The sequence below is a fragment of the Nocardiopsis sp. LDBS0036 genome (assembly GCF_041228755.1).
Taxonomy (GTDB): Bacteria; Actinomycetota; Actinomycetes; order Streptosporangiales; family Streptosporangiaceae; genus Nocardiopsis; species Nocardiopsis dassonvillei.
On the sequence record NZ_CP141103.1, the window covers coordinates 3,184,636 to 3,206,332 of the forward strand.

Here is a 21,697-nt window from a genome sequence, read left to right on the forward strand (position 1 = left end):
CCCACCTCGTCAGGTGTTTACCGAGACCCCGCAGATGGTCGAGGAAACCTTCTCCTCAGGCGCATGCTGACTCCGTGAAGGGCCGAGGCTACCGACCGCCCTTCGCCCGACTCGGACGTGAGCAGTGGGGGAATGGTGAGCGCAGTGGCCTGGGAAGTCAGCGACGACCGCGCGCAGTACTCGGCCGCCCAGCAACTCCACGCACACCACCGCCGCCTCTGGTGGGTGATGTGGGCACCGGCGTCCCGGCGCTTCTTCGCCTTCTACCAGGGCGACGCCGAGTTCGCACCCCTCTCCGACGCCACCCCCCACGGGTTGGACGCCCGGATCCGCCGCGCCCAGGCGGTCATCGCCCGCGTCCATCCCACCGCGCACTGGCACTGCCCCGTGTCCGGCTGCGCGTGGACCTCCGTCAACCCGACGCTCCACGGCCCCTGTCCCATGCCGGGATGAACCCCTCGACCCCCGAAACGGAACCGCACCCCCGTGTCCACACTCATCACCGGCCTCCTCGTCGCCCTGACCGAGGTCCACCGGCTCGCCCTGACCATCGGCGCCCACGCCGAGGCCGCCGACATCGCCCGCCTCATCCACACCCTCCGCACCCACTGACGAGCCTTCGGCACGTTGACGGCCGTCCGGGACACGGGCACCGCGACCGGGTTCCGGGCCGAGGTCCTGAAGGCCGGACCCGCCCCGGGCCAGACCTGCTGATCGGGCCGGGGCGGCCTTCCGAAGCGGTCGCCCCGGGGCCGGTCAGAGGGAGGAGCCGTCCAGCCGGAACGGGCCTTTGCTGTCGCCGGGGCGCCAGCCCTCGGCCAGCGCGCCGCGGACGGCGGCGGCCACCCGCGCCGGGGTGACCGGCTCGGGCTCCGGGCCGGTCGGGGCGCAGAAGGGGCAGCAGTACCCCTGGGGGCGGGCGTGGCCCAGGGTGACCACGAGCGGGTTGCCGGGGGTCTCGGCGCCCTCGACCACGAAGGTCATCGGTCCGCCGTGGGGCTGCCTGCGCTGGGCCCGGGTGAGGCCCTTGCGGGTGCGCCACCGGTAGGCGGTCCCGTCCACCGTGATCCGCCGGGTTCCCTTGCGTACCAGTGTCATCCGCTTCCGCCTCTCGTCGTCGGAGGGCCAACGCTAGAGGCTCGGGCGTGCCGGGTTCCACCGGTTTTACGCGCCTCAGGCGGTGTTCGGGGCGACGGTGGCGGAGCGGTTCGCCGGGGAGCGGGCCCGATCGGGTTCGGCATGGAGCTCGGCACCGGTTCCTCCGGACCGGGCGACCGCCGCGGTCCAGCGGCTCCCCCTGCCCGCGGGCGGAGCAGACGGTGCCGGGCGGGCGGTCGTGCCCCCGTGGGGAACGGGCTTCCCCGGCGGACGCGGCGCCTTTGCCGTGTCCGGCTCCTACGCGACGTCCCGCATGTCCACCACGAACCAGTCACCGGAGTTGTTGACGGCGAAGCACCTGTACTCGGCGCGCTCCACCTCGCCGGCGTCGTTCTCCGTGGTGGCGCTGGCGACGACCTCGTACTCCCACGGATCCTCGGCGCTGGTCACGGTGATGTCGGAGGAGGTCTCGAACTCCGCGCTGACCAGGGACTCCCACGAGCGCTCGACGTGCTCCTGGCACGTGGCCGCGGCCGTCGGCTTCTCGCTCTCGGCAGTGGGCTCGGGGCCGCACGCGGTGGCGGCCAGGGCGACGAGGAGAACCGCGGGGGCGAGACGGGTGGGGTTCATGGTGCTCCGATCCAGAATGTGCAATCCGAGCGTAGAGGACCGGTTCGGAAGGGGCTGACCGGCCCTGCTGTCCCGAAAGGCCCCGACACGGCGGATGCCGGAGCGGGCCCCGGACGGCCCCGGGGAGCGGCCCGCCCGGCGCCGGTCGGCGCCGAGCAGTACCCGGCTCAGAACCCCCGGGACGCCCAGGCGTCGAGGTTCTCGGCGGCCTCGGCCACGGTGGTGGACTCCCCGTGGCCGGGGTGGACGACCGTGTCCCGCGGCAGGCCCGCGAGGTGCTCGCGGATCGAGGCGATGATCGTCGGGAAGTCCGAGAACGGCTGCCCGGTGGCACCGGGGCCGCCCGGGAAGAGGGTGTCGCCGGTGAAGACCGCCCCGAGCGCGGGCGCGTACAGGCACACCCCTCCAGGCGTGTGGCCCGGGGTGTGCAGGACGTCCAGCTCCACTCCCCCCACCACCAGCGTCTCGCCGTGCAGCAGCGGGGCGTCCGGCTCCCGGTGCGGGTGCACGCGGTACCACAGTTCGGCGTCGTCGGGGTGCAGCAGGATCGGGCAGTCGGCCAGGTCGGCCAGCGCGACGGCCGCGTTGACGTGGTCGTTGTGCCCGTGGGTGGCCACGATGGCCATGAGTTCGCGGTCTCCCAGACCCCGGGCGATCGCCTCGTGGTCGTGGGCGGCGTCGATGACGATGGCGCTGTCGTCGTCTCCGACGATCCAGACGTTGTTCTCGACGTCGAAACCGCCGCCCTCGAGGCTGAAGACACCCGAGGTACGCAGACGATGGACGGGGGAGGGATCGGTCACCGGCTCACCACCTGGCCTCTCGCGGTCGGGTGCGACGCCTTCGAGCCTATCCCGTCGGGCCCGGGCGCACACGGTGGTCGGGCGGGCAGGGACGGGGGGTTCTCAGCCCGCGGGCTCGAAGTTGCGGCGCAGGGCGTAGGGCTGGATGAGGCCGAGTCCGTGCGCGTGCCGGGCGCGCACCTGTACCACCTGGAGTCCCTCCTCCTCGGCCAGGCTCTCGGCGAGGCTCTCGTCGATGAGGACGGTGCCGGGTCTGGCGAAGGAGGTCAGGCGGCTGGAGCGGTTGACGGTCGTGCCGAACACGTCGCCGTGCAGGGTCAGCACCGGCCCGGCGGCCAGGCCCACCCGGACGTCGGGCACCTCCACGTGGGTCTTGACGCCCGAGGCCAGGCGCAGCGCGATGTCGGCGGCCTCGGCCGGGGAGTCGGCCACGTAGAGGATCTCGTCGCCCAGGGTCTTGACGACACGGCCGCCGCCGGAGGCCACGATGTCGGCGGCGGTGGCCTCGAAGCCCTCGACCACCCCGGCCAGCTCGACCTCGTCGAGTTCGCGGCTCAGCGTGGTGAAGGAGACCAGGTCCGCGAACCCGACGACCAGCGGGTAGTAGTTGGGCACGGCGTCGTTGTCGGACATCACCGCGAGGGTGCGGGCCGAGGAGGCGGCGAGCTGTCTGCGCCAGATGTGCAGCAGGAGCCGCTCCACGTCGGGCAGCAGCTCCTTGACCCGGTTCATCAGCGGGCTGACCGAGTCCTCGCCCTCCTGGTAGATGAGGGTGCTCAGTATGCTGGTCTGCCAGTCGGCCAGGCGGGCCATGGTCTGGCCCATCGCACGGGCGAAGCGGACCACGCCCTCCTCGTCCAGGACGCCCTCCTGGACGAGGGAGTTGGCGATGCGCAGCGACTCGACGTCGCTCTCGGCGAAGGTGACCGTGTCGTCGCCCTGGTTGGGAAAGCCCAGGGCGCGCCAGATGCGCCCGGCCAGCTCGTTGTCGGCGCCGGCGAGCTCGATCGCCTGCTCCCTGGTGTAGACCGCTTCACCGCCGAGCAGGGCGGACTCGATCGCTTTCGGGTCGGGACGCGACGGCATACGTTCTCTTTCACGGGCCATCCCCGCCGGGGCGGGGAACAGTCACTTCGGCACCGGCCAACAACGCGGCACGGGGTTCCACTCCAGCTTACGCCCGCGGTTCTCCCCCTGACAGGGTGCCTGCCGACAGGCCCGCGCGGCCGCGGTCGGCGGCGGCCGCACCCGGTGATGATCGCACACGGAAGGGCCGCCGCGGGAGTGCCCGAAGTCCCCTGTGGACGGCGGCGAAGGGCCCGGGGCGGGGGTCGGGCACCGGGGGCGGTCGTCAGGAACCGGGGCGCACGTGGACGACGTCGCCCGCGCTCAGGGCCCGCTCCCCGCCGGGTCCGCGCACCAGCAGCTGGGCGTCGGCGTCCACACCGGTGGCGGCGCCCTCCAGCACCCGGTCCCCGGGCAGGTGGACCCGCACGCGGCGCCCGATGGTGACGCACGCGTCCCGGTAGGCGGCGGCCAGCCCGCTGGCCTCGGCGTCGCCTCCGGCGGCGGTCCACACCGTGTACAGCTCCTCGAACCCACCCAGGACGGCGGCGAGCAGGACGCCCCGGTCCAGGGCGTCCGACCCCTCCCCGCGCAGGGAGACGGCGGTGTCCACGGGGAGTTCGGCGCGTTCCTGGGACACGTTGAGGCCCATCCCCACGACCACGCCGGGGTGGCCGGAGGAGAAGTCGGCCTCGGAGAGGATGCCCGCGAGCTTGCCGTCGGCCGTCGCGGGCTCCGAGCGCAGGTGCGCGGGGACGATGACGTCGTTGGGCCACTTGAGCGCGGCCTTGACCCCCGTCACCCGGTGCACGGCGCCGACCGCGGCCACGCCCATGAGCGCGGGCAGCCAGCCCAGGCGGGTGACGGGCACCGCGGGCCGGACCAGGAGGGAGAAGGTGAGGGCGGCGCGCGGCGGGGTGGAGAAGCCGCGGCCGAGGCGTCCGCGCCCGGCGGTCTGGTGCTCGGTGACCAGCACGCTGCCGTGCGGGGCGCCCTCCACGGCGCGCGCGGTCAGCTCGGTGTTGGTGGAGGCGGCCTCGGGGAGCACCTCGACCCGGTGCCACATGCCGCCCGGTCGGGCGAGGGCGGCGTCGAGGGCCGCCCCGTCGAGCGGGGGTCGCGGGAAGGGGTCGTGTGCGCTGGCCATGCCCCCATTACAGCAGCGCCGCAACCCTGTCCGGAAACCCCTGTGCGGCAAAGGGCCGCCCGTTAAGCTGAAACCAGCACTTTGATGGTCGTGCGTTGCTACGTTCAGCTACTGGAGGTGACGCGACAGATGAGTATCGCGGAAACTGAGACGGCTCCCGGAACACCGTCTCACTGGGAGCTCATGTTGCGCACCTGGAAGGAGTTGGACCTGCCCGACGGGTGGCGGGCCGAGATCATCGAAGGCGGGCTCTTTCTTGTGGCACCCCCAACACGCGAACACGCCCACATCGTCTCCCTGATCCAAAGGGAGATGTATCGCGAGTTCCTGCGGGATGGAAGCGACCTCGCGGACGCGAGCCTCCATCAGACTCTTGATGTGCGCGTCCCCATGAGGACCGGCGTCTACATCCCCGACCTCGTGATCCTGCCCTACTCGGCCATGGAGTACGACCCCGACAGCATGATGTCCGACGCCCTACTGGTGGTCGAGGTGACATCGAGGAGCACTGCGGACAAGGACCGCAAGCCCAAGCTCTGGGGTTACGCGCACGCCGGTATCCCCCTGTACCTGCTGGTGGACCGCTGGGACCCGCAGACCGGCGGGGGCGAGGTCACCCTCTACTCCGATCCGGAGAACGGCAGGTACACCAGCTCCACGAAGGTCCCCTTCGGCAAGGAGATCCACCTCCCCGAGCCGTTCGACCTCACCATCGACACCAGCGCTTTCCCCGAGTAACGGGCTCGGGCACGCGCGAGGGCGCCCCGCGGCCCCCTCCCGGGTGCGGGGCGCCCTCGCGTGTACGGGCCGACCAGCGGTCAGCCGGTGTTCTGGAGTCCGGCCGCCACGCCGTTGACCGAGAGCAGCAGCAGCCGCTCCAGGTGCTGCTGGTCCTCCTCAGACAGGGAGTCGGCCTCCTCGCCCCGCAGCGCCTCCAGGGCGCGCAGCTGGAGGTGCGAGAGCGCGTCCACGTACGGGTTGCGCAGGTCCACCGCGCGGGAGAGCACCGCCCGGTTCTCCAGCAGGCGGCTGTGCCCGGTCACCTTGAGCACCAGGTCGCGGGTGCGGTCGTACTCGGCGAGCACCCGCTCGGTCAGCTCCGGCCGCCCGCCCAGCGCCAGGTAGCGCTGGGCGATGTCGCGGTCGGTCTTGGCCAGGCTCATCTCCGCGTTGTCCAGCAGGGACGAGAACATGGGCCACTCGCGGTAGGCCGCCTGGAGCACGCCCAGGTCCTCCACCGCGGCCAGGCCCGTGCCCAGGCCGAACCAGCCCGGCAGGTTGACCCGGGTCTGGGTCCAGGCGAACACCCACGGGATGGCCCGCAGGTCGCCGAGCCCGCGCGCGGCGCCGCGCCGCGAGGGGCGCGAGCCCAGCCGCAGCTCGCCCAGCTCCTCCAGGGGGCTGACCCGGGAGAACCACACCGCGAAGTCCTCGGTGTTGATCAGCTCCAGGTAGGCCTCCTGAGCGGCGCGGGCGATGGTGTCGGCGTGGGCGCGGTACCGGCGCTCGGCGGAGCGCTCGCGCTCCTGGACGGCGTCGGTGGAGGCCATCAGCACCGCGTGGCCGACCTGCTCGATGTGGCGGCGGGCGATCGCGGGCTGGCCGTAGCGGGCGAAGATGACCTCGCCCTGCTCGGTGACCTTGAACCGTCCGCCGACCGAGCCGGGCGCCTGGGCGAGCAGGGCGCGGCTGGCCGGGCCCCCGCCGCGGCCGAGCGAGCCGCCGCGGCCGTGGAACAGGGTCAGGCGCACGTCGTGCTCTTCCGCCCACGCGGCCAGGCGGGCCTGGGCGTCGTAGAGGCGCAGGGTGGCGCTGACCGGCCCGACGTCCTTGGCGGAGTCGCTGTAGCCGAGCATGACCTCGATCCTGCGGCCGGTCTCGTCCAGGCGCTTGTTGACCTGGGGCAGCTTGAGCATGCCGTCGAGCACGTGCGGCGAGGCGTCCAGGTCGGCGCCGGTCTCGAACAGCGGGACGACGTCCAGGACGGGCACGCGTCCGGCGGGCAGCGCGTGGGCGGCCAGCTCGTACACGGCCGCGATGTCCTCGGCCGAGCGGGTGAAGCTGACGACGTAGCGGCGGCAGGCCTCCACGCCGAAGCGCTCCTGGATCCAGGCGATCACCCGGATCGTGGCGAGGACCTCCTCGGTGCGCTCGGAGAGCTCCCCGCCCTCGCGCAGTTCGGCGAGCGCGGCGGCGTGCACCTCGCTGTGCTGGCGGATCTCCAGTTCGGCGAGGTGGAAGCCGAAGGTCTGCGCCTGCCAGACCAGGTGCTGGAGCTCGCCGTAGGCCTGGCGGACCGCGCCCGCCTCGGCCAGGGACTCCTGCACGGTGCGCAGGTCGGCCAGGAAGGCGTCGGCGTCGGGGTAGGCCAGGTCGGCGTCGCGCTCGCGCGTGGCGCGCAGCCGGGCGGCGGCCAGCAGCAGGAGCTGGCGGTGCGGTTCGTTGGGCGAGCGCGCCCCGATCTCCGCCGTCAGCTCGGGCTGTCCCGCCTTGGCCGAGGCGAGCGCGTCGAGCAGCGCCGGGCTGGCGGGGGTGAGGTTGGAGTAGGCGGTGAGGGTGCGGGCCACCTTGGTGCAGGAGGCCTCCAGGCCGCGCAGCACGTGCTCGGACTGGATGAGCACGGCCTCCCGGGTGATGTCGGAGGTGACGTAGGGGTTGCCGTCGCGGTCGCCGCCGATCCAGCTGCCGTAGCGCACGAAGGGCGTGGCGCGGGGCGGGCGCACGCCGGTGCCCTCGGGGTCGATGGCGGCGTCCAGGCTCCGGTAGACCTGCGGGATGACGGAGAAGATGGTCTCGTCGAACGCGGCGAGGGCGGTGCGCACCTCGTCGAGCGGGTTGAGCCTGGTGTAGCGCAGCTGGGAGGTGCGCCAGAGCAGGTCGATCTCCTCCAGCAGGCGCCGGTGCGCCTCGGCCGCGGCGCTGCTGCCCTCGTGGGAGGAGTGCCAGGCCTCCAGCTGGGCGCTGACGCGCAGGATGGAGGTGGACACGGCGCGGCGGCGCGCCTCGGTGGGGTGGGCGGTGACCACGGGGTGGAACTCCATGCCCGCGATCAGCTCGTCGAGGCGTTCCTCACCGCCCTCGCCCTCGCGGATGGCGCGGACGGCCGCCGCGAGGGACTCGCGGGGCGGGTTGGCGGCGTCGTCGCGCTCGCGCAGGGCCCGCATCCGCTGGTGTTCCTCGGCCAGGTTGGCCAGGTGGAAGTAGACGGTGAAGGCGCGGGCCACCTGCTTGGCGCGCTCCAGCGGCCAGGCGGCGACGATCGCGGTGATCTCCTCCCCCGTGACCGACCCGTCGCGGGCGCCGATGACCGCCCTCCTGAGCTTCTCGACATCGGCGAGCAGATCCTCGCCGCCGCTTTCGGCGAGGACCGTTCCGAGCATCTCGCCGAGCAGTTTGACGTCATTCCTGAGCTGCTCGGGAACTTCCTGCCGTGCACTGTCGCGTTCCGCGCTTACCGCTGTCATGGTCACCGACCCTACAGAGATCGCACCCGCCGCCAGGTGCGCGGGGGCGTATTTTCGATGTTTTGCCCGGGCGTTAACCATTGTTGCTCACAAGAAAGGAGAGCACATTTCCTCACGCGTTTTCGGTGATACCGCGTTCCTCGCCGCGGACTCCGCGTGTACGTTCCGTGGGCTTTGTGTGCTTCTCGTGCACGCTCCGGATCCGGGCTCCGGCGACGGGCCTGGTCGGGGGCCCGCCGCCGCGTACCTACTGGCCGGTAACCCGGGCTGGGTTCTCGTGTGACGACCCCTCGCGGTTAACCTGCGTAGTTATGGCCACCGAAGCCCCTGAACCGCTGTCCGCGGACGAGATCGACATCCACACGACCGCGGGCAAGCTCGCCGACCTGCAACGACGCCGGTACGAGGCCGTACACGCAGGGTCTGCTCGAGCCGTTGAGAAACAGCACGCCAAAGGCAAGATGACCGCCCGCGAGCGGATCGACGCACTGCTCGATCCCGGCTCGTTCGTGGAGTTCGACGCCCTGGCCCGACACCGCTCCACCAGCTTCGGCCTGGAGAGCAACCGCCCCTACGGTGACGGCGTCGTCACCGGCCACGGAACGGTCGACGGACGTCCCGTGGCGGTGTTCAGCCAGGACGTCACCGTCTTCGGCGGATCGCTGGGCGAGGTCTACGGCGAGAAGATCGTCAAGGTCCTCGACCATGCCCTCACCAACGGGTGCCCCGTCGTGGGCATCAACGAGGGCGGCGGCGCGCGCATCCAGGAGGGCGTGGTCGCGCTCGGCCTGTACGCCGAGATCTTCAAGCGCAACACCCACGCCTCGGGCGTCATCCCGCAGATCTCCCTGATCATGGGCGCGGCCGCGGGCGGCCACGTCTACTCCCCCGCCCTCACCGACTTCGTCGTGATGGTGGACGAGACCTCGCAGATGTTCATCACCGGCCCCGACGTCATCAAGACCGTCACCGGCGAGGACGTCTCCATGGAGGAGCTGGGCGGCGCCCGCACCCACAACACCAGGTCGGGTGTGGCGCACTACATGGGCGCCGACGAGCAGGACGCTATCGAGTACGTGAAGACGCTGCTCTCGCACCTGCCCGACAACAACCTGGAGGAGGCGCCGCAGCTGCCCCCCGAGGACGCCCCGGGCGACGAGGCCACCGACGCCGACCTGGCCCTGGACGCGTTCATCCCGGACTCGGCCAACCAGCCCTACGACATGCGCACGGTGGTCGAGGCCGTCCTGGACGACGGCGACTTCCTGGAGGTCCACGCCCAGTTCGCCACGAACATGGTGGTGGGCTTCGGCCGCGTGGACGGCCAGTCCGTCGGCATCGTCGCCAACCAGCCCCTGAGCCTGGCGGGCTGCCTGGACATCGACGCCTCCGAGAAGGCCGCGCGCTTCGTGCGCACCTGCGACGCCTTCAACGTGCCGGTGCTGACCTTCGTGGACGTGCCCGGGTTCCTGCCCGGCACCGACCAGGAGTGGGACGGCATCATCCGCCGCGGCGCCAAGCTGCTGTACGCCTACGCCGAGGCCACGGTGCCCCTGATCACCGTCATCACGCGCAAGGCCTTCGGCGGCGCCTACGACGTCATGGGCTCCAAGCACCTGGGCGCCGACGTCAACCTGGCCTGGCCCACGGCGCAGATCGCGGTCATGGGCGCCCAGGGCGCGGTGAACATCCTGCACCGGCGCACGCTGGCCGCCGCCGACGACGTCGAGGCCGAGCGCACCCGGCTGGTCGGCGAGTACGAGGACACCCTCCTCAACCCCTACTCCGCGGCGGAGCGGGGCTACGTGGACGGGGTCATCATGCCCTCCGAGACCCGCGTCCGGATCGCCAAGTCCCTCAAGGCGCTGCGCAACAAGCGCAAGCAGCTGCCGCCCAAGAAGCACGGGAACATCCCGCTGTGAGCGCGCCGAAGAACCCGCCGCACCTGGCCGTGGTCCGCGGCGAGCCCACCGCCGAGGAGCTCGCGGCCCTGACCGCCGTGCTCAGCGCCCGCGCCCGGGCCGCCCGGGCCGCCGAGGAGCTCGCCCCCGAACGCCCGTCCGGGTGGCGGGACCGCTCGCGCCTGGTGCGCGGCGCCCCGCCGCGTCCGGGCCCCGGCGCCTGGCGGCTGAGCACGCGATGACCCCGCCGTCCCCACCCGCAGACTCACCATGGAGCGGACGGCGCGCTGCCCGCCCCGCGCCGACCAGAAGGATTTCCCACCGTGCGTAAAGTACTGATCGCCAACCGCGGCGAGATCGCCGTGCGCATCGCCCGCGCCTGCCGCGACGCCGGACTCGCCAGCGTCGCCGTCTACGCCGAGCCCGACCTGGACGCCCTGCACGTCAAGGTCGCCGACGAGGCCCACGCGCTGGGCGGGGCCACCCCGGCCGACTCCTACCTGGACATCGCCAAACTCCTGGCGGTGGCCGAGGCCTCCGGGGCGGACGCCGTCCACCCCGGCTACGGGTTCCTGGCCGAGAACGCCGACTTCGCCCGGGCCGTCATCGACGCCGGGCTGACCTGGATCGGTCCGCCCCCCTCGGCGATCACCGCCCTGGGCGACAAGGTCCAGGCCCGCCACATCGCCCAGAAGGTCGGCGCCCCGCTGGTGGCGGGCACCGCCGACCCCGTGGAGTCGGCCGAGGAGGTCGTGGCCTTCGCCGAGGAGCACGGCCTGCCCATCGCGATCAAGGCCGCCTTCGGCGGCGGCGGGCGCGGCCTCAAGGTCGCCCACACCCTGGACGAGGTCGCCGACGCCTACGAGTCCGCGGTGCGCGAGGCGGTCACCGCCTTCGGCCGGGGCGAGTGCTTCGTGGAGCGCTACCTCGACCGGCCCCGGCACGTGGAGACCCAGTGCCTGGCCGACACCCACGGCAACGTCGTGGTGGTCTCCACCCGCGACTGCTCGCTCCAGCGGCGCCACCAGAAGCTGGTGGAGGAGGCGCCCGCGCCGTTCCTGTCCGCGGAGCAGATGGAGCGGCTGCACAGCTCCTCCAAGGCCATCCTCGCCGAGGCCGGGTACACCGGCGCGGGCACCTGCGAGTTCCTGGTGGGCGTGGACGGCACCATCTCCTTCCTGGAGGTCAACACCCGTCTCCAGGTCGAACACCCCGTGACCGAGGAGGTCACCGGGATCGACCTGGTGCGGGAGATGTTCCGCATCGCCGACGGCGAGGAGCTGGGCTACGGCGACCCCGAGGTGCGGGGGCACTCCTTCGAGTTCCGCATCAACGCCGAGGACGCCGGGCGGGGCTTCATGCCCGCGCCGGGCACCATCACCGAGCTGAACCTGCCCGGCGGCCCGGGCGTGCGCGTGGACACCGGCTGCGAGGCCGGGTTCACGGTGCCCCAGGCCTTCGACTCGATGGTCGCCAAGCTCGTGGTGACCGGCCGCACCCGCCAGGAGGCCCTCCAGCGCTCGCGGCGGGCCCTGGCCGAGTTCACGGTCGGCGGGATGCCCACGGTGATCCCGTTCCACCAGGCCGTGGTGAGCGACCCGGCCTTCGCACCGGCCGACCCCGAGCAGCCGTTCGGGGTGTACACCCGGTGGATCGAGACCGAGTTCGAGAACACCATCGAGCCGTGGTCGGGCACTCCGGGCGAGCCCGTCGAGGCCGAGCGAGAGAGGGTCACCGTCGAGGTGGGCGGCAAGCGTGTGGAGGTGGTCCTGCCCGCCGGGCTGGGCGCCTCGGCCGCCGCCCCCGCCGGTGGCGGTCAGAGCCGCAGGAAGCGGACCGCGCGCAAGGGCGGCGGGAACACCGTGGCGGCGGGCGGCGACTCGCTGGTCTCGCCGATGCAGGGCACCGTGGTCAAGCTGGTGGCCGAGGAGGGCCAGCAGGTCGCCGAGGGCGACACCGTGGTCGTCATCGAGGCGATGAAGATGGAGCAGCCGCTCAACGCGCACAAGGCCGGGACGGTGACGGGCCTGAGGATCGCCGCGGGCGAGACCGTGGGCAACGGCGCGGTGGTCTGCGAGATCAAGGACGCCTAGCGTCCGCGCCACGCGCGGGTGAGCCACGCGCAGGCGAGGGGGGAGGTACCGGCTGCCGGTGCCTCCCCCCTCGCACGTGGTCAGCGGTTCGGGATGTCGGTCGGGTCGATGTCCGGACCGCAGGGCGCGCTGACCCGCGCACGTTCCCGATGGGCACCGACGTTCACGTACCCGCCGTTGACGGGGTCGAACAGCATCCGCCCTCCCAGGACACGGAGCGCTCATCCCGGAACGGAGCGTAGCCGCCCTGGGACGGTCCGCGCGGGCTTCTGCGGCTCCTGCCCTGCGGAACGAGTGATCCTCGACGCATCCGCGCCGGGCGGAACGCGCCGCAGTGCCCGTGGAGTGGACGTTGTGGCGCCAGGGACAGGAAGTTGTCGACACCCGCGTATGGAATAGATAAGGAACGAACGTTATTGTCCTTGTCTGTGACGAACATCTGGGGACTGACGCGACGGTGGCACATCGACCTGTGCCGCCGCGGCTGTCAGGCGTGTCGCTAGGTCCACGCGCGCCCTTCCGGGCAGCGCGCCGCGCACCCTTCTTCCCCGTGTCACCATCCCCTCGGTGATGCCCGCCGTTCCCCGTGCCGGAAACCCCGGCGGCGCCGACCGCTCCGCCGTGCGTACCCCTCCGGCTGCCTTCACCACCACTGGAGTCCCATCCCGTGTCCGCACAGAGCACAGACGCGCCCAAGAAGCGCAGAGCCCTCCGTTTCCCGTTCGCGGCACAGGTCCTGGCGGGCCTGGTCCTCGGCGTCGTCCTGGGCGCCGTCGCCTTCCAGCTCAGCCCGCCCGACCCCGAGACCGGTGACGCCACCAACTGGCTCGCCGTCACCCTCGACACCGTCGGCTCGACCTTCGTCACCCTGCTGCGGACCATCGTCCCGCCGCTGATCGTCCTCGCCGTCATCTCCTCCATCGCCAACCTGCGCAACGTCACCAACGCGGCGCGACTGGCATGGAAGACCCTGCTGTGGTTCGGCGCGACCGCCCTGGTCGCGGTGGGCATCGGCATCGCCCTGGGCCTCATCGTGCGGCCCGGCGTCAACAGCGGCGTGGACGCGGCCACCGCCGCCGAGCCCTCGGGCACCGGCTCCTGGATGGCGTTCATCGAGAGCATCGTCCCCGCCAACTTCCTCGGCCTGGGCGCGAGCGTCTCCGGCGCCGACGACGGCAGCTTCAGCGCCTCGCTGGACTTCAACGTCCTCCAGCTGATCGTCATCGCCATCGTCCTGGGCATCGCCGCGATCAAGGTCGGCAAGGCCGCCGAGCCCTTCATCGCCTTCACCGACTCCGCGCTCCAGGTCGTGCTCAAGGCCCTGTGGTGGATCATCCGCCTGGCCCCGATCGGCACCGTGGGCCTGCTCGGCAACGCCGTGTACAGCTACGGCTGGACCACCATCGGCGCCCTGGGCAAGTTCGCGCTGACCATCTACATCGGCCTGGCGCTGGTGCTGTTCGTCGTCTACCCGGTGCTCGCCCGCGTCAACGGCCTGTCCCCGGTGAAGTACTTCAGCGGCGTGTGGCCCGCGGTCCAGCTGGCCTTCGTGTCCCGCTCCTCGATGGGCACCATGCCCGTCACCCAGCGCGTGACCGAGCAGAACCTGGGCGTGCCGCGCTACTACTCCGCGTTCGCCGTGCCCTTCGGCGCCACCACCAAGATGGACGGCTGCGCCGCGATCTACCCGGCGATCTCGGCGATCTTCATCGCCCAGTTCTTCCCCGGCATCAGCCTCGGCCTCACCGACTACCTGCTGATCGTGTTCGTGTCGGTGATCGGCTCGGCCGCGACCGCCGGAACCACCGGTGCGACCGTCATGCTGACCCTGACCCTGTCCACCCTGGGCCTGCCCCTGGAGGGCGTGGGCCTGCTGCTGGCCGTCGACCCGATCCTGGACATGGGCCGCACCGCGGTCAACGTGGCCGGTCAGGCGCTGGTCCCGGCCATCGTCGCCAAGCGTGAGGGCATCCTGGACGTGGCCCGCTACCACGCGCCGCGCGACGCCTCCGGCTTCGTGCCGCTGGACGAGGCGCACGACGACGTCGAGGGCGAGGTCGGCGAGCCCGGCGTGAAGAAGGTTCCCGCCGGAGCCTCCGGCCAGGGCTGACCCGCCGCCCCCGTCCGCAGCGGCCCGCCGGAGCACTTCCGGCGGGCCGCTGCGCGTGTACGGCCGGTGGGAGCGTGCACGGCGGATGGGCTGCGTGTTGCGGGCGGGACTGTGTGTGCGGGTGAGGCTGCGTGTGCGGGTGAAGCTGCGTGTGCGGGTGAAGCTGCGTGTGCGGGTGAAGCTGCGTGTGCGGGTGAAGCTGCGTGTGCGAGTGAGGCTGTGTGTACGGGTGAGACCTTTTACGGCGGATGGGGCTGTGTACGGCGGATGAGACCGTGTACTACCGGTGAGATCCGGCACAGGGGGAACCCCGCAGGGGCGCCCGTTCGTCTAGGTTGGAGAGGGAGGCGAGAGGAACGATCATGTTGCGCCGCTTGGTAACACCCACAGTGCTGACCGCCGGACTCGCGGCGGCGATGGTGAGCGCCGCGGTGGCGCCCGCCTCGGCTGACGCCCAACCCCAACCGCCCGAGGCCCAGGCGATCGCCGAGGAACTCGGGAACGACAACGTCTTCATCGACCCGAGCATCGACGCGATCCCCGAGGCCGAGCAGGGAATCCTGGAGTCGACCGCCGCCGAGGCGGACGTCCCCGTCTACTACGTGATCCTGCCCACCGACAGCATCTCCTCCCAGGCCGGTCTCGACGCCCTGATGAACCCCGTCATGGACGAGGTCGGGGACGGGGTCTACGGCGTGTTCGCGGGCAGCCAGACCTTCCAGGTGCTGTCCCCCAACGTCGAGGACACCGAGGCCATCCAGCAGCTCGCCGTCCGGGAGGGCGGCGGCAACCAGGTCGACACCCTCGTCGCCATCCCCGACGCCGCCACCCAGGTCGAGGAGGCCGAGGCTGCCGGGGCCACCTCCGGGTTCGTGCTCCTCGGACTCCTGCTGGCGGTCGTCGCCGCGGGCGCGTGGTTCGTCCACCGCAGCCGCAAGAAGCGCGAGGCCGAGAAGGCCAAGCAGCTGGAGGAGATCAGGCAGATGGCCACCGAGGACGTCGTGCGCCTCGGTGAGGACGTCGCCCGGCTGGAGATCGACGTCTCCAAGGTCGACGACGCCACCCGCAACGACTACTCCCAGGCCATGGACGCCTACGACCAGGCCAAGGCCCAGCTGGACAACATCCGCGAGCCCGAGCAGGTCAGGCTGGTCACCAGTGCCCTGGAGGACGGCCGTTACTACATGACCGCCACCCGGGCCCGCCTCAACGGCGACCCGGTGCCCGAGCGGCGCGGCCCCTGCTTCTTCAACCCGCAGCACGGCCCGTCCGTGGAGGACGTGACCTGGGCCCCGCCCGGCGGCGCGCCCCGCGAGGTCACCGCCTGCGCCGACTGCGCGCGTGCGGTGCGCACCGGCGGCCAGCCCGACGTCCGCCTGGTCGAGGTGGACGGCGAGCGCCGCCCGTACTACGACGCCGGTCCGGCCTACTCGCCCTACGCGAGCGGCTACTTCGGCATGAACATGATGATGGGCATGTTCACCGGCATGATGATGGGCTCCATGATGGGGTCGATGATGGGCATGGGTATGGGCATGGGCGCCGGTGAGGTCGGCGCCGGAGAGGACTTCGGCGGAGGCGACTTCGGAGGCGGGGACTTCGGGGGCGGCGACTTCGGGGGCGGCGACTTCGGCGGCTTCGACTTCTGACCCGCGCGCAACCGAAGGAACGATGACGAGCGAAGGGCCCCGGGCGATCCGCCCGGGGCCCTCTGTGTGTTTCCACGTTTTCCACAGGCGGGGGTTGGGGGTGTTCCGGGGTGGGGTGGGGATGGTTTCCTGGAAATAGGGGGGATCCCACCCAGTAGGCGTTTTGGCATGCCCTTAAACGTCCTACATCCGGCGCCCCCATGCCCCACATTTCAACGGGGATGATGAACTGAGGGGCAGGGAGGGGCCGCCCACAGGTCTCTCCCCTACGCCATTCCTGTCGGGGGTTTCTGGCGGCAACGAAAGCGCGCCAGCTGCCGCGAAAGGGTACGGACGGCGGAGAGCGGTCGGGGCCGGTGAAGGGTTGGGCATCCGACGAACAGCGGCACCAAAGGCGGGAGCAACCACCGGAGGGCGACCAACGCCCAGGGTGTAGAGATGGTCGGGCTCTGCTGCGTCGGCACCAACGGCAAGCAGGCCCTCCAGCCTCGGGCAACGGCCCCGGCCCCTGCGGCCGGGGAGGGCGACAATCGCTCTAACGTCGAGCGCTCATTCTGGCCGTGCCTTTTTGGACACCTTTTGAGCCCGCCCTAATTGCAGCCTTCCAATCAAGGGCGCCTCCAGGAGAGAAAGACTTCTAATTCCATCTGCAAATAGTGGAGAAATGGCGGACGCTGGCCTATAATAAGAAGCATGGAGATGATGATCGCAGCACCCAAAGTGGCCCCCGGGGAATGTTCCCCGGCCGTGGCCGCTCTGGCCGGTGCGCGCGAGATCATCCACCAGGCGTTGAACGCCGAGGTACCGCCCGGGGCCGATGAGGCCGCCGCTGAGGAGATCGCGGCGCTGTGGGCGCAGTTGGACCAGATCCGGTATCAGGCGTTGGCGCGGATGGCGCGCCTGTACGCGCGTGGTGAGGTCGCCCGCTACAGCGGCTACTCCACGCTGGACAAGTGGTTGGTGCACCACGGCACGATGCCCACCGCTCAGGCCAAGGATTTGGCTCGTCTGGCCCAGCACGTGCAGGAGGAGACGCTGCCCGCCACGGTGGAAGCGGTGGAGGAGGGCGCTCTGGCTTTGGGTGAGGCGGTCGCGATCGCCAAAGCCACCGACAAGGCCGTCCAGACCCGCGACGCCCAGCATTTCCCCGACCAGGTGGAGTATCGGCAGGGGTTCGAAGCGGCGCTGGTGGCCGCGAAGGCGGAGCGGCCTGCGTTGTCGGTCAACCAGCTCCAGTCGGTGGCCCGCCAGGTCGCCTACCGTTTGGACCCCCACCGCCTGGACCGCGACCACGAAGCTGCTCATGCCGCCCGCGGGCTGACGGTGCATGACACGTTCCAGGGCAGCTACCAGCTCCAGGCCTGGGGTGGGTCTGGGGATGCGTTGGTCGTGCGCGCGGCCATCGACACCTTCGACGTTTCGCACTCGGATGAGGACACGCGCAGTCGTTCGCAGCGTGAGCACGACGCGCTCATCGCGGCGCTGCGTTTTGCCACCACCCACACCGGATGCGGCAACGCTCCGGCTCCATTGGCGCAGATCCGCATCGTGGTGCCCGTGCAGACCTACCTGGACGCCCAAGGCCAAGAGGTTCCCGCGCTGGACGAGCACGGTCGGGTGATCCCGGTCGGGCTGGTCCACGAACTCGCCGCCGATTCCGAGGTGGTACGGATGCTCACCGCACCCCCCACCGGACAGGTGCTGGATGTGGGCCACAGCCGCCGCCTGGCCTCAACCCGCCAACGCACCGCCGCCTTCCACGGACACGCCACCTGCGCGCACCCGGGCGGATGCGAAGTGCCAGTCGCCCTCTGTCAAGCCGACCACGTGCAGTCGTTCTCCCGAGGAGGGCGCACCGTGGTCGCCAACCTCCAACCTCTGTGCGGGCCGCACAACCGGGCCAAGTACCAACGCGAACTGCGCACACACCCGCGCCAAGGACGGCGGCGGGGACGGGGAGGAGACCACCCACCCGGCGGGGAGCCGGATCCACCACCCCGGGAATGACTCCCGGGTCGTGCCGCTCCCCGGCATGCCCGCGCCCGACAGGCGGCCCGGGCCTCACGCCCACCGTGGTCGCTGCCACCGTCGCCCGCCCCCGCCCCGGGGGCCGGTACCGCTGCCCGAGGCCCGACAACCCCGCCGCCTTTGGCGCCAACGCAGCAGAGCCCCACCACTCTCGAACAACAAGCGTTGATCGCCCTCCCGGGCCACTTCGCGGCAGCTGACGACGCCACCACCGGCCACCATCAGCGGGTGGAGCGTTGAACGGAGCCCCCGGACACCCGCCGCCTTTGGTGCCAACGCAGCAAAGCCTCACCACGCGCGCACAGTAAGCGCTGGTCGCCCTCCCGGGCCACTTCGCGGCAGCTGACGCCGCTACCTCGACCACCACCCGCAACCAGGGCGTTGGTCGGAGCCCTCACTCACCCACAACCATCCCGGGCCCCAACCAACGACGACAGGTAGCGACGTCAGGTCAGGAGGCGGCGGCCCGCACGTGCCGTTCCTCGATCCACCGGCACACGGCGTCGGCGGTCTCCCGGGGCTCGGCGCTGGTGGTGTCCAGCAGGTCGACCGGGGGCTCCAGGCGCGCGGCCTCGGACTCCACCCAGGCCGCGTACTCCAGGGCCTCGGCGATCCGCTCCTCGTCCCACTGGCGCCAGGCGGGGCGGGCCCGCAGGCGCCCGGCCAGGACGTCGGGCTCACAGGTCAGCGCGAGGTAGTGGACGTCGGTGAACAGGGCGCGCTCGGGCAGGTGCTCCAGCTCCGGCGGTACCACCGTGCCGCACAGCACGACGGGCCGTCCGCTCTGCTGGACCATGGCGGCGGTGCGCAGCCAGGTGGAGCGGAACAGCCGGTGGTGGTCGGCCGGGTCACGGAGTCCGCCGACCCACAGGAGGTCCTGTTCCAGGACGACGAAGCGGTCGCGGAGCCGCTCCAGCAGCGCTCCGGCGATGGTGGACTTGCCGGTGCCGCTCGGTCCCGACACGCAGTACAGGGGCAGGCGCAGGAACGGGCGGGTGCGCTGGCAGAAGGCGCAGCGCAACACGGAGACCCCCGCGGCGGTGTCGGGGGTCTCGTCCCATTCCCCGCAGTGGGTACAGATCAGCGGGTGCACGGGTTACTCGTTCAGGTTGTCGGAACTGCTCGGCTCAGTCGAAGAGGCCTTCGAGGAAGCTCTTCTTTCGGCGTCCGCCGTAGCCGCGCGGGGAGTCGGGGTAGCCGCCGTGGCCGCCCCGGTAGCCCTTCGGGGAGTCCGGGTAACCGCCGCGGTAGCCCTTCGGGGAGTCGGGGTGACCGCCCCGGTAGCCCTTGGGCGAGTCCGGGTAACCGCCGCGGTGCTGCTGCGGGTAACCGTGGGGCGGAGCCTGGTGGGGGTCGGGAGGCGGCGCGACACCGTAGTGGCGCTGCTCGGCGTTGACGACCCGCTCCAGCTCACCCCGGTCGAGGAAGATGCCCTGGCATCCGTCACACCGGTCGATGTGGACGCCCTGGCGGTCGAACGTGCGCATGGTGCTTTGACACTTGGGACAGATCACGAAACGACATTACTCGATTCTTGTCAGGAGCGGATAAAAAGGGACGGCCTACTCCGGGGAGGCCAGCATGAGCGAGCGGGCGGCCTCGGTCACGCTGCCCGACAGCGACGGGTACACCGAGAAGGTGTGCGCGATGTCGTCCACGGTCAGGCGCTGCTGGACGGCGATGGACACGCCCAGGATGAGCTCGCTGGCGCGCGGGCCGACGATGACGCCGCCCAGCACGATGCCGGTGTGCTGGCGGCAGATCAGCTTGACGAAGCCGTCCTTGACCTCGTTCATCTTGGCGCGCGGGTTGGTGTTGAGCGGCAGGGTGACCGACCGGCCGTCGATCCGGCCGCTGCGCACGTCGTCCTCGCTGGCGCCCACGGCGGCCAGCTCGGGGTGGGTGAACACGGTGGAGGCCACGGTGGAGAGCTTGAGCGGGGACACGGCCTCGCCGAGCGCGTGCCACATGGCGATGCGGCCCTGCATGGCGGCCACGGAGGCCAGCATGTTCACGCCCGTGCAGTCGCCCGCGGCGTACACGCCGGGGACGGTGGTGCGCGAGACCCGGTCGACCTCGACGAAGCCGCCGTCGCCCAGGCGGACACCGGCCTCCTCCAGACCCAGGTCCTGGGTGTTGGGGATCATGCCGACCGTCATCAGGCAGTGGCTGCCCTCCACGGTGCGGCCGTCGGAGAGGGTGACGAGCACGCCGTCGTCGGTGCGCACCACCGACTCGGCGCGGGTCTTGTTGAGAACGGTCATGCCGCGGCGCATGAAGACCTGCTCCAGCACCTCGGCGGCGTCGGGGTCCTGGGTGGGCATGACGCGGTCGCGCGAGGAGACCAGGGTGACCTGGGAGCCGAGGGACTGGTAGGCGCTGGCGAACTCGGCGCCGGTGACGCCGGAGCCGACCACGATCAGCCTCTCCGGGAGCTCCTCCATGTCGTAGAGGTGGCGCCAGGTGAGGATGCGCTCGCCGTCGGGCTTGGCGGAGGGCAGTTCGCGGGGGTGGGCGCCCGTGGCGATGAGGACGACGTCGGCGCGCAGGCGCTGGTCGCCCACGGCCACGATGTGCGGGTCGACCAGACGGGCCTCCCCGTTGATCACCTCCACGCCCTCCTTGACCAGGCGGGCGCGGGTGTCCTCGGACTGCGCCTGGGCCAGGAGTTTGATGCGGGTGTTGATCCGGTCGGTGTCCACCCGGACCGCGTCCTTGTCCTGGGCGTCGCGGATACGGATGCCGAGGCTGTCGGACTCGCGTACGTACGTGGTGCGGGTGGACGTGGCGATCAGGCTCTTGGAGGGCACGCAGTCGGTGAGGACGCAGGCGCCGCCGATACCGTCGCGTTCCACCACCGTCACGTCCGCGCCGAGCTGCGCGGCGACCAGTGCCGCCTCGTAGCCCCCGGGTCCGCCACCGATGATCACGACCTTCGTCACGCTAGCCTCACTCCCTCTGCTGCCTGGCCGCCACGCGCGTCCCCGGTCCGGGTGATATGCGGGCATGGCGCGGCACCACCTGTTTTCGTCGCTTGCTCCCATTGTCGGCCATGCCGACCGGGGGAAATAGCAGGCACCCCGGGCCAACCGGTCTACGATGGCCCCGTGTCCATCTACGCGGCGTACGGAACCAGTCTCCACCCCGGGCAGATGGCCCGGCGGGCCCCGCACTCGCCCCTGATCACCACCGGCTGGTTGGAGGGTTGGCGGCTGACCTTCGGCGAGTGCCTTCCCGAGCCCGGGGGCGCGCTGGCGACCCTGGTCGAGGACGCTGGTCAGCGGGTGTTCGTGGCGCTGTACGACCTCATGGAATGGGACGAACCCCACTTGGACTTCTGGCAGGGCGCCCTGGAGACGCCGCGCGGAGGTCAGCACCGCCTGCGGGGCGTGTCCGAGGACGAGTACGAGGACCTGCGGCGCAGGCGGGCGCTGTGGTCGGTCGCGGGTGACGGGCGGGCCTACCGCAAGGTCACGGTGCGCGCCCGGACGGCCGACCACGGCGTGGTGCCGGCCTGGGCCTACGTGCTCGACGGCTACGAGGGCGGGATGCCCTCGGCGATCCAGCTGGGCGAGCTGGCGGTGGCCGCCGAGAAGGCGGGGGCGCCCGACTGGTACGTCTCCGAGCTGCTCGCCCGGGAGTGCCTGCCCACCGAGCTGTGACCACCGCGTCCGCCGTGCGGCCGGGCGCGGGAACACACGTGCGCACG

Annotated in this window: 19 protein-coding genes; 10 read left to right on the forward strand and 9 right to left on the reverse strand. The window is 71.5% G+C overall.

Annotation, left to right across the window (positions count from 1 at the left end; translation table 11 throughout):
- Positions 1–144 precede the first annotated feature (144 nt).
- Positions 145–453, forward strand: coding sequence for a hypothetical protein (locus UIS43_RS13355; protein ID WP_041552870.1), 309 nt, complete (start codon positions 145–147; stop codon positions 451–453).
- Between the two features lie 33 nt (positions 454–486).
- A complete protein-coding gene (locus tag UIS43_RS13360) occupies positions 487–612 on the forward strand; it encodes a hypothetical protein (RefSeq protein WP_370013199.1) in 126 nt (41 codons plus the stop codon).
- A gap of 144 nt (positions 613–756) precedes the next feature.
- On the opposite strand, the gene UIS43_RS13365 is transcribed toward UIS43_RS13360, so the two are convergent.
- From UIS43_RS13365 to UIS43_RS13385, 5 genes are all read right to left on the reverse strand, one after another.
- On the reverse strand, positions 757–1,098 hold the full coding sequence (locus tag UIS43_RS13365) for a hypothetical protein (RefSeq protein WP_013154938.1): 342 nt from the start codon (positions 1,096–1,098) through the stop codon (positions 757–759).
- A 297-nt stretch (positions 1,099–1,395) separates the two neighbouring features.
- A complete protein-coding gene (locus UIS43_RS13370) occupies positions 1,396–1,728 on the reverse strand; it encodes a GIY-YIG nuclease family protein (RefSeq protein ID WP_013154939.1) in 333 nt (110 codons plus the stop codon).
- A 167-nt stretch (positions 1,729–1,895) separates the two neighbouring features.
- Positions 1,896–2,531, reverse strand: coding sequence for an MBL fold metallo-hydrolase (locus UIS43_RS13375; RefSeq protein WP_013154940.1), 636 nt, complete (start codon positions 2,529–2,531; stop codon positions 1,896–1,898).
- A 102-nt stretch (positions 2,532–2,633) separates the two neighbouring features.
- A complete protein-coding gene (locus tag UIS43_RS13380; RefSeq protein ID WP_019611367.1) occupies positions 2,634–3,617 on the reverse strand; it encodes an adenylate/guanylate cyclase domain-containing protein in 984 nt (327 codons plus the stop codon).
- A 265-nt stretch (positions 3,618–3,882) separates the two neighbouring features.
- The gene (locus UIS43_RS13385) at positions 3,883–4,743 is read right to left on the reverse strand and encodes a biotin--[acetyl-CoA-carboxylase] ligase (RefSeq protein ID WP_013154942.1); all 861 of its coding nucleotides are present in this window, start codon (positions 4,741–4,743) and stop codon (positions 3,883–3,885) included.
- A 183-nt stretch (positions 4,744–4,926) separates the two neighbouring features.
- Here UIS43_RS13385 and UIS43_RS13390 point away from each other — a divergent pair, with 183 nt between their 5' ends.
- On the forward strand, positions 4,927–5,481 hold the full coding sequence (locus UIS43_RS13390; RefSeq protein WP_117198992.1) for a Uma2 family endonuclease: 555 nt from the start codon (positions 4,927–4,929) through the stop codon (positions 5,479–5,481).
- An 80-nt stretch (positions 5,482–5,561) separates the two neighbouring features.
- Here UIS43_RS13390 and UIS43_RS13395 read toward each other — a convergent pair whose 3' ends face one another.
- Positions 5,562–8,207, reverse strand: coding sequence for a phosphoenolpyruvate carboxylase (locus UIS43_RS13395; protein ID WP_269473041.1), 2,646 nt, complete (start codon positions 8,205–8,207; stop codon positions 5,562–5,564).
- Between the two features lie 311 nt (positions 8,208–8,518).
- Between UIS43_RS13395 and UIS43_RS13400 the strand changes: the two genes are divergently transcribed.
- The 6 genes from UIS43_RS13400 to UIS43_RS13425 all read left to right on the forward strand — a co-directional run bounded on the left by UIS43_RS13400 (position 8,519) and on the right by UIS43_RS13425 (position 17,967).
- Positions 8,519–10,129: an acyl-CoA carboxylase subunit beta gene (locus UIS43_RS13400; RefSeq protein ID WP_013154945.1), complete on the forward strand. Its 1,611-nt coding sequence runs from the start codon at positions 8,519–8,521 to the stop codon at positions 10,127–10,129.
- Positions 10,126–10,350: an acyl-CoA carboxylase subunit epsilon gene (locus UIS43_RS13405; protein WP_370013200.1), complete on the forward strand. Its 225-nt coding sequence runs from the start codon at positions 10,126–10,128 to the stop codon at positions 10,348–10,350. Before UIS43_RS13400 ends, UIS43_RS13405 begins: the two co-directional genes overlap by 4 nt.
- An 81-nt stretch (positions 10,351–10,431) precedes the next feature.
- Positions 10,432–12,201, forward strand: a complete 1,770-nt coding sequence (locus UIS43_RS13410) for a biotin carboxylase N-terminal domain-containing protein (protein WP_370013201.1) — start codon at positions 10,432–10,434, stop codon at positions 12,199–12,201.
- Between the two features lie 667 nt (positions 12,202–12,868).
- Positions 12,869–14,311, forward strand: coding sequence for a dicarboxylate/amino acid:cation symporter (locus tag UIS43_RS13415; protein ID WP_013154949.1), 1,443 nt, complete (start codon positions 12,869–12,871; stop codon positions 14,309–14,311).
- Between the two features lie 389 nt (positions 14,312–14,700).
- Complete coding sequence (locus UIS43_RS13420) at positions 14,701–15,960, forward strand: hypothetical protein (RefSeq protein ID WP_041552872.1); 1,260 nt, start codon at positions 14,701–14,703, stop codon at positions 15,958–15,960.
- A 702-nt stretch (positions 15,961–16,662) separates the two neighbouring features.
- Positions 16,663–17,967, forward strand: a complete 1,305-nt coding sequence (locus UIS43_RS13425) for a DUF222 domain-containing protein (protein WP_370013249.1) — start codon at positions 16,663–16,665, stop codon at positions 17,965–17,967.
- A 472-nt stretch (positions 17,968–18,439) separates the two neighbouring features.
- Here the strand turns inward: UIS43_RS13425 and UIS43_RS13430 are convergent, their stop codons facing one another.
- From UIS43_RS13430 to UIS43_RS13440, 3 genes are read right to left on the reverse strand one after another with little or no spacing between them, the layout of a single operon-like run.
- The gene (locus UIS43_RS13430) at positions 18,440–19,081 is read right to left on the reverse strand and encodes an AAA family ATPase (RefSeq protein ID WP_358455954.1); all 642 of its coding nucleotides are present in this window, start codon (positions 19,079–19,081) and stop codon (positions 18,440–18,442) included.
- A gap of 34 nt (positions 19,082–19,115) precedes the next feature.
- The gene (locus UIS43_RS13435; RefSeq protein ID WP_013154953.1) at positions 19,116–19,502 is read right to left on the reverse strand and encodes a zf-TFIIB domain-containing protein; all 387 of its coding nucleotides are present in this window, start codon (positions 19,500–19,502) and stop codon (positions 19,116–19,118) included.
- 48 nt (positions 19,503–19,550) lie between these two features.
- Entirely contained in the window at positions 19,551–20,930 is a 1,380-nt protein-coding gene (locus UIS43_RS13440; RefSeq protein ID WP_370013202.1) for an NAD(P)H-quinone dehydrogenase, read from the reverse strand.
- A gap of 165 nt (positions 20,931–21,095) precedes the next feature.
- Between UIS43_RS13440 and UIS43_RS13445 the strand changes: the two genes are divergently transcribed.
- On the forward strand, positions 21,096–21,650 hold the full coding sequence (locus tag UIS43_RS13445) for a gamma-glutamylcyclotransferase family protein (RefSeq protein WP_013154955.1): 555 nt from the start codon (positions 21,096–21,098) through the stop codon (positions 21,648–21,650).
- The last annotated feature ends 47 nt before the right edge of the window (positions 21,651–21,697 follow it).